6 protein-coding genes are annotated in these 5,486 nt (G+C 74.7%); 5 read left to right on the top strand and 1 reads right to left on the bottom strand.

Annotated features, from left to right (window positions below; genetic code table 11):
• Positions 1–570: Trp biosynthesis-associated membrane protein (locus ND748_RS24080; protein ID WP_251748240.1), on the top strand; the 570-nt coding region annotated here is incomplete at its 5' end.
• Here the strand turns inward: ND748_RS24080 and ND748_RS24075 are convergent.
• Positions 571–942, bottom strand: coding sequence for a hypothetical protein (locus ND748_RS24075; RefSeq protein ID WP_251748239.1), 372 nt, complete (start codon positions 940–942; stop codon positions 571–573). It abuts the gene before it with no gap.
• Between the two features lie 242 nt (positions 943–1,184).
• Here ND748_RS24075 and trpC point away from each other — a divergent pair, with 242 nt between their 5' ends.
• The 4 genes from trpC to lgt all read left to right on the top strand — a co-directional run.
• Positions 1,185–1,988: an indole-3-glycerol phosphate synthase TrpC gene (trpC, locus tag ND748_RS24070; protein ID WP_251748237.1), complete on the top strand. Its 804-nt coding sequence runs from the start codon at positions 1,185–1,187 to the stop codon at positions 1,986–1,988.
• An 82-nt stretch (positions 1,989–2,070) separates the two neighbouring features.
• Positions 2,071–3,393, top strand: coding sequence for a tryptophan synthase subunit beta (trpB, locus tag ND748_RS24065; RefSeq protein WP_251748236.1), 1,323 nt, complete (start codon positions 2,071–2,073; stop codon positions 3,391–3,393).
• Positions 3,394–3,440: 47 nt separating this feature from the next.
• Positions 3,441–4,268 (top strand): tryptophan synthase subunit alpha, encoded by an 828-nt coding sequence (gene trpA, locus ND748_RS24060; protein WP_251748235.1) that lies wholly within the window; start codon positions 3,441–3,443, stop codon positions 4,266–4,268.
• Positions 4,269–4,432: 164 nt separating this feature from the next.
• Positions 4,433–5,486: prolipoprotein diacylglyceryl transferase (gene lgt / locus ND748_RS24055; RefSeq protein ID WP_251748234.1), on the top strand; the 1,054-nt coding region annotated here is incomplete at its 3' end.

Here is a 5,486-nt window from a genome sequence, read left to right as displayed (position 1 = left end):
CGTCGGGAACGGGTGCTCGCCGTGCTCGGCTGCCTGCTCGGTGCGGGTCTGGTCCTGGTGTGCGGCGGGGCGACCTGGGTCTCCGCCCGGGTGGGCACCCCCCGGGGCGGGCAGGACGACACCGCTGTGGCGGCGCCGCTCGCCGTGCACTGGACCGGCGGCGACATCGCCTCGGCGGCGACCGCCCTCGCCCTCGTCGGCCTCGCCGCCGCGGTCGCGATCGTCGCGACCCGACGGATCGGCCGGCCGGTCGTCGGCCTGCTGGCCGTCGCCGCCGGGATCGGCATCGCCTACGTGGCCGGGAACATCGGCTTCGATCCGCTGTCCGCCCTGCGCGACACCGACCAGGTCCGCCAGTTCGCCCCTGGCGGGCGGGCGGAGATCAGCAGCGTGCACCGCACCGCCGCGCCCTGGCTGGCGATGCTCGGCGGCGTGCTGCTCACCGCCGCCGGCGTCCTCGCCGTCCTGCGAGGCCGCTCCTGGCCGGGGATGTCCGGCCGCTACCAGGCCCGCGAGGCCCGGCCGGTCGACGCCTGGGACGCGATCGAGCGGGGCCACGACCCCACCTGATCATCGCCGGCCGCCACGGCCGGGTGCGCCGGCGCCGCCCGGCAGATCGGGATACGGGGGGAAGTCGAGATCCGGCGGCATGGCCACGGGCGCACGCTGCTCACGCGGGTCGGCCAGCGCGGCGAGAACCCGGGTGTGGCGGTCGAGGTCGGCCTCCACCATCGCCATGAGCGCGTCCATCCGAGCCAGACAGCGGGCGAGCGCATCGAGCTGTTCCGCCCAGGCCGCAGGCGCGGCGTCGGGCAGGGCGCAGTCTTCGGCCCGGGCCGGGGCCGCCGCCGGCCCGGCGCCGGCCGCCCGGCGCGGCAGGGGCTGGTCGCAGACCAGGGGGATGCCTGGGATCAGCGGAAAGGAGGTGCGGCGAGTGTCCATGAGAACTCCCTCGATATCGAACGCGTGTTCGACTATAGAGGATCGAAGGCGACGGGTGCCACTGCGCCGCGTGCACGGCGTGGCGCGGACCGCGGCGACCGCTGACCGGGGGGCGGGCCGTCGTTGCCCGACCGTTGGCTACATAGCGTTGTGGGTCGTAGCAAGTTGTGGGGGCCTCGGGTCGAGCCACCGGGCCTGGCCTACCATCGCGGCATGACCGCGACAGCCGCGAGCGCGGGTCGATGAGCGTCCTCGCCGAGATCCTCGACGGGGTCAGGGCCGACCTGGCCGCCCGCGAGCAGCAGACCCCCCTCGCCGACCTCAAGCAGCGCGTGGAGCGCGTCCCCGACCCCAAGGACGCGCTCGCCGTGTTCCGCAACTCCCCGGTATCGGTGATCGCCGAGGTCAAGCGCAGTTCCCCGTCGAAGGGGAAGCTGGCGGCCATCGCCGATCCCGCGGCCCTCGCCCTCGACTACGAGGCCGGCGGCGCCGCCGCCATCAGTGTTCTCACCGAGGGACGCCGCTTCGGCGGCTCGCTCGCCGACCTCGACGCGGTGCGCCGCGCCGTGGACGTCCCGCTGCTGCGCAAGGACTTCATCGTCTCGCCCTACCAGGTCTTCGAGGCGCGTGCGCACGGGGCCGACCTCGTGCTGCTCATCGTCGCCGCGCTCGACCAGCCCCGGCTGGTCGGCCTGCGTGAGCGGATCGAGTCGCTGGGCATGACCGCCCTCGTCGAGGTGCACGACGAGGCGGAGCTCGGCCGCGCGCTGGACGCCGACGCCCGGCTGATCGGCGTCAACGCCCGTGATCTGCGCACTCTGGAGGTCGACCGCGCCACGTTCGCCCGGCTGGCGCCGATGGTGCCCGCCGGTGTGCTCACCGTGGCCGAGTCCGGCGTACGCGGCCCGCACGACCTGCTCGCCTACGCGGCCGCCGGCGCCGACGCGGTGCTGGTCGGCGAGGCGGCGGTCACCGGCGATCCCCGCCAGACCGTCGCCGACCTGGTGGCCGCCGGGGCGCATCCGGCGGCCAGGGTCGGCCGCTAGCGGGCCTGGCGGGCGGCGGTCGGCGGATCGGCGGGGCGGCGAGTCCGTCCGGCCTGTCGGTGCGGACCGATACAGTCGCACTGTGGCTACCCGAACCGCTGCCCAGCCAGCTCCCGCCGAGACCGCGACCTCGACGCCGTCCGCCGGCGCCGTCCGGGCGCAGGCGGAGAACTGGCAGGTGTTTCCCGATCCCGGGGGGCACTTCGGCCGGTTCGGCGGTCGGTTCGTGCCCGAGGCGCTCATGGCGGCCCTCGACGAGCTGACCGAGGCCTACGACCAGGCCCGGGCCGACGAGGGCTTCGTCGCCGAGCTCGACGGCCTGCTCGCCACCTACGCCGGCCGCCCCACGCCGCTGACCGACGCTCACCGGCTCACCGAGCACGTCGGCGGCGCCCGCATCCTGCTCAAGCGCGAGGATCTCGCCCACACCGGCTCCCATAAGATCAACAATGTCCTCGGGCAGTGCCTGCTGGCGAGGCGGATGGGCAAGACCCGGGTCATCGCCGAGACCGGCGCCGGCCAGCACGGGGTGGCCACCGCCACCGCCTGCGCGCTGCTCGGCCTGGAGTGCGTGGTCTACATGGGCGAGGAGGACACCCGCCGGCAGGCGCTCAACGTCGCCCGGATGCGCCTGCTCGGCGCCGAGGTCGTCCCGGTCACCGCCGGCAGCCGCACCCTCAAGGACGCCATCAACGAGGCGATGCGCGACTGGGTCGCCACCGTCGAGCACACCCATTACTGCATCGGTTCGGTGATGGGCCCGCATCCGTTCCCGATGATGGTCCGGGACTTCCAGCGCATCATCGGCGTGGAGGCCCGGGCCCAGGTGCTCGACCGCACCGGCCGGCTGCCCGACGCCGTCGTCGCCTGCGTCGGCGGCGGTTCCAACGCGATGGGCATCTTCCACCCGTTCATCCCCGACACCGGCGTGGCGCTGATCGGCTGCGAGGCCGGTGGGGACGGGGTCGCCACCGGGCGGCATGCCGCGGCGATCGCCGGCGGCTCCGCGGGCGTGCTGCACGGCATGCGGACGTTCCTGCTGCAGGATGAGTTCGGCCAGACGCAGGTGTCCCACTCGATCTCCGCCGGCCTGGACTACCCCGGCATCGGCCCCGAGCACGCGCTGCTGCACGAGACCGGCCGGGCGAGCTACCGCGTCGTCGACGACGCCGCGGCGATGGCGGCGCTCGCGCTGGTCGCCCGCACCGAGGGCATCCTGGTCGCGATCGAGAGCGCGCATGCCTTCGCCGGCGCATTCGACGTCGCCCGCGAGCTCGGCCCGGACGCGACCATCGTGGTCAACTGCTCTGGTCGCGGCGACAAGGACGTCGACACGGCGGCCCGCTGGTTCGGCCTGCTCGACGACGCGGGCGGCGCCGACGCCGCCGCGGACCCGCGCGGCTGACGCCGGCGCACAGGCAGCCCTCGGGCCCGACGGAACGGACGCAGCACGTGCAGAGTCGGTTGGACGAGCGTTTCACGGCCGCCCGCGAGGAGGGCCGATCCCTGCTGGTCGGCTACCTGCCGGCCGGCTACCCGACGGTCGACGGCGCGATCGCGGCCATGCGGGCGATGGTCGCGGCGGGCGTCGACGTCGTCGAGGTGGGCCTGCCCTACTCCGACCCGACCATGGACGGGCCGGTGATCCAGGACGCCGCCGACGCGGCGCTGCGCGGCGGAGTGACGACCGCGGACGTGCTGCGCACCGTCGAGGCGGTCGCCGCCACCGGTGCGCCGACCGTGGTCATGACCTACTGGAACCCGATCGACCGTTACGGCCCGGCGCGATTCGCCGCCGACCTCGCCGCAGCCGGTGGGTCCGGGGCGATCACCCCGGACCTGCCGCCCGAGGAGGCGGCCCCGTGGCTCGCGGCGAGCGCGGAGCATGGACTGGACCCGGTGTTCCTCGTGGCCCCGAGCTCCTCGGATGCCAGGATCCGGCTGGTCACCGGGATCTCCCGCGGGTTCGTCTACGCCGCCTCGCTGATGGGCGTCACCGGCGCCCGTGTCGCCGTCGGTACCCAGGCCGCCGACCTGGTCGCTCGCGTGCGGGCGACCACCGAGCTGCCGGTCGCGGTCGGCCTCGGGGTGAGCACCGGGGCGCAGGCTGCCGAGGTCGCCGCCTTCGCCGACGGAGTGATCGTCGGCTCGGCGCTGGTCAAGGTTCTGGTGGACGCGCAGCGCTCGGGCGCGGGCGAGGCCGCCGCGCTCGACGGCCTCGGTCGGCTGGCCGCCGAGCTCGCCGAAGGGGTACGCGCCCCCGTCTCGGCCTCGGCCTAGCCAGGCGAGCAGACCGTCTACCGCTACTCGGGCCGGAGACGACGGGGCCGGGGCGGGCCGGTGACTGGCCCAGCGGGGGCAACCAGGTGGGCCACGGCGTCGTATCGGAGTGGCGTCGCCGCCCCCCACCGGGTCGCCGCGGCCCGCGGGATAGCCTGACGACCGTGGTATTCGCCGCCATCCCCAGCCCTTCCCGCGGTGTGGTGCATCTCGGGCCGGTGCCGTTGCGCGCCTACGCCCTGATGATCATCATTGGCATCGTGGTCGCCGTCGTCGTCACCGGACGCAGATTGCGCGCCCGCGGCGTGGATCCGACGATCGCCGGGGAGATCGCCTACTGGGCCGTCCCCTTCGGGATCGTCGGCGCCCGGATCTACCACGTGCTCAGCACCCCGGACGCCTACTTCGGCGAGAACGGGCACGTCGCGGACGTGGTGAAGATCTGGAACGGCGGGTTGGGGATCTGGGGGGCCATCGCCGGCGGGGCGCTTGGCGCCTGGCTCGCCGCCCGCCGCCTCGGGATCAGCCTCGCGCTGTTCTCCGACGCCGCCGCGCCCGGGATCATCCTCGCCCAGGCCATCGGCCGCTGGGGCAACTGGTTCAACCAGGAGCTCTACGGCAAGCCCACCACGCTGCCCTGGGCGGTGCGCATCGACCCCGAGCACCGGGCCGACCCGGGGGTGGCGACCTACCAGCCGACGTTCCTCTACGAGTTCCTGTGGAACCTCGTGGTGGCCGGCATCCTGCTGTTCGTCGACCGGCGCCACCGGCTCGGCCGCGGGCGGCTGTTCGCCCTGTACGTCGCGCTCTACACGTTCGGCCGGCTGTGGATCGAGATGCTGCGCATCGACACCGCGGACGAGATCCTCGGCCTGCGCGTGAACATCTGGACCTCCGCGATCGTGTGCGTCGGCGCGGTGGTGGCGCTGCTGGTCGTGCGCCGGCCGGTGGATGCGGACGTGTCACCGGAGGAGCAGCGGGCGTTGGGCCTCGTCCAGGAGCGTCCCCGCCGCCAGCCCACGGATCCCGGCGGCGAGGCCCGAACGGTCGCCGAGCACGACGACGCCACTGACAGGGCCGGTGCCGACAGGACCGCCGAGGGCGGTGCCAGTTCCGGTGCCAGTTCGGGTGCCAGTTCCGACGCGAGCCGCGCGGCGGCTGCCGAGCAGCCGGTTGCGGGGGCCGGGACCGGGGCGGGCGCCGAGACCGGGGCGGGCG

Origin of the sequence: Frankia sp. AiPs1, from assembly GCF_023716945.1 — a bacterium.
Taxonomy (GTDB): Bacteria; Actinomycetota; Actinomycetes; order Frankiales; family Frankiaceae; genus Frankia.
This window is presented reverse-complemented; position numbering and strand designations above follow the sequence as displayed.

Excerpts from the sequence above, each read along its gene's own strand:
- ND748_RS24075 (WP_251748239.1), bottom strand. The coding sequence starts at position 942 with ATGGACACTCGCCGCACCTCCTTTCCGCTGATCCCAGGCATCCCCCTG.
- trpC (WP_251748237.1), top strand. The coding sequence starts at position 1,185 with ATGAGCGTCCTCGCCGAGATCCTCGACGGGGTCAGGGCCGACCTGGCC.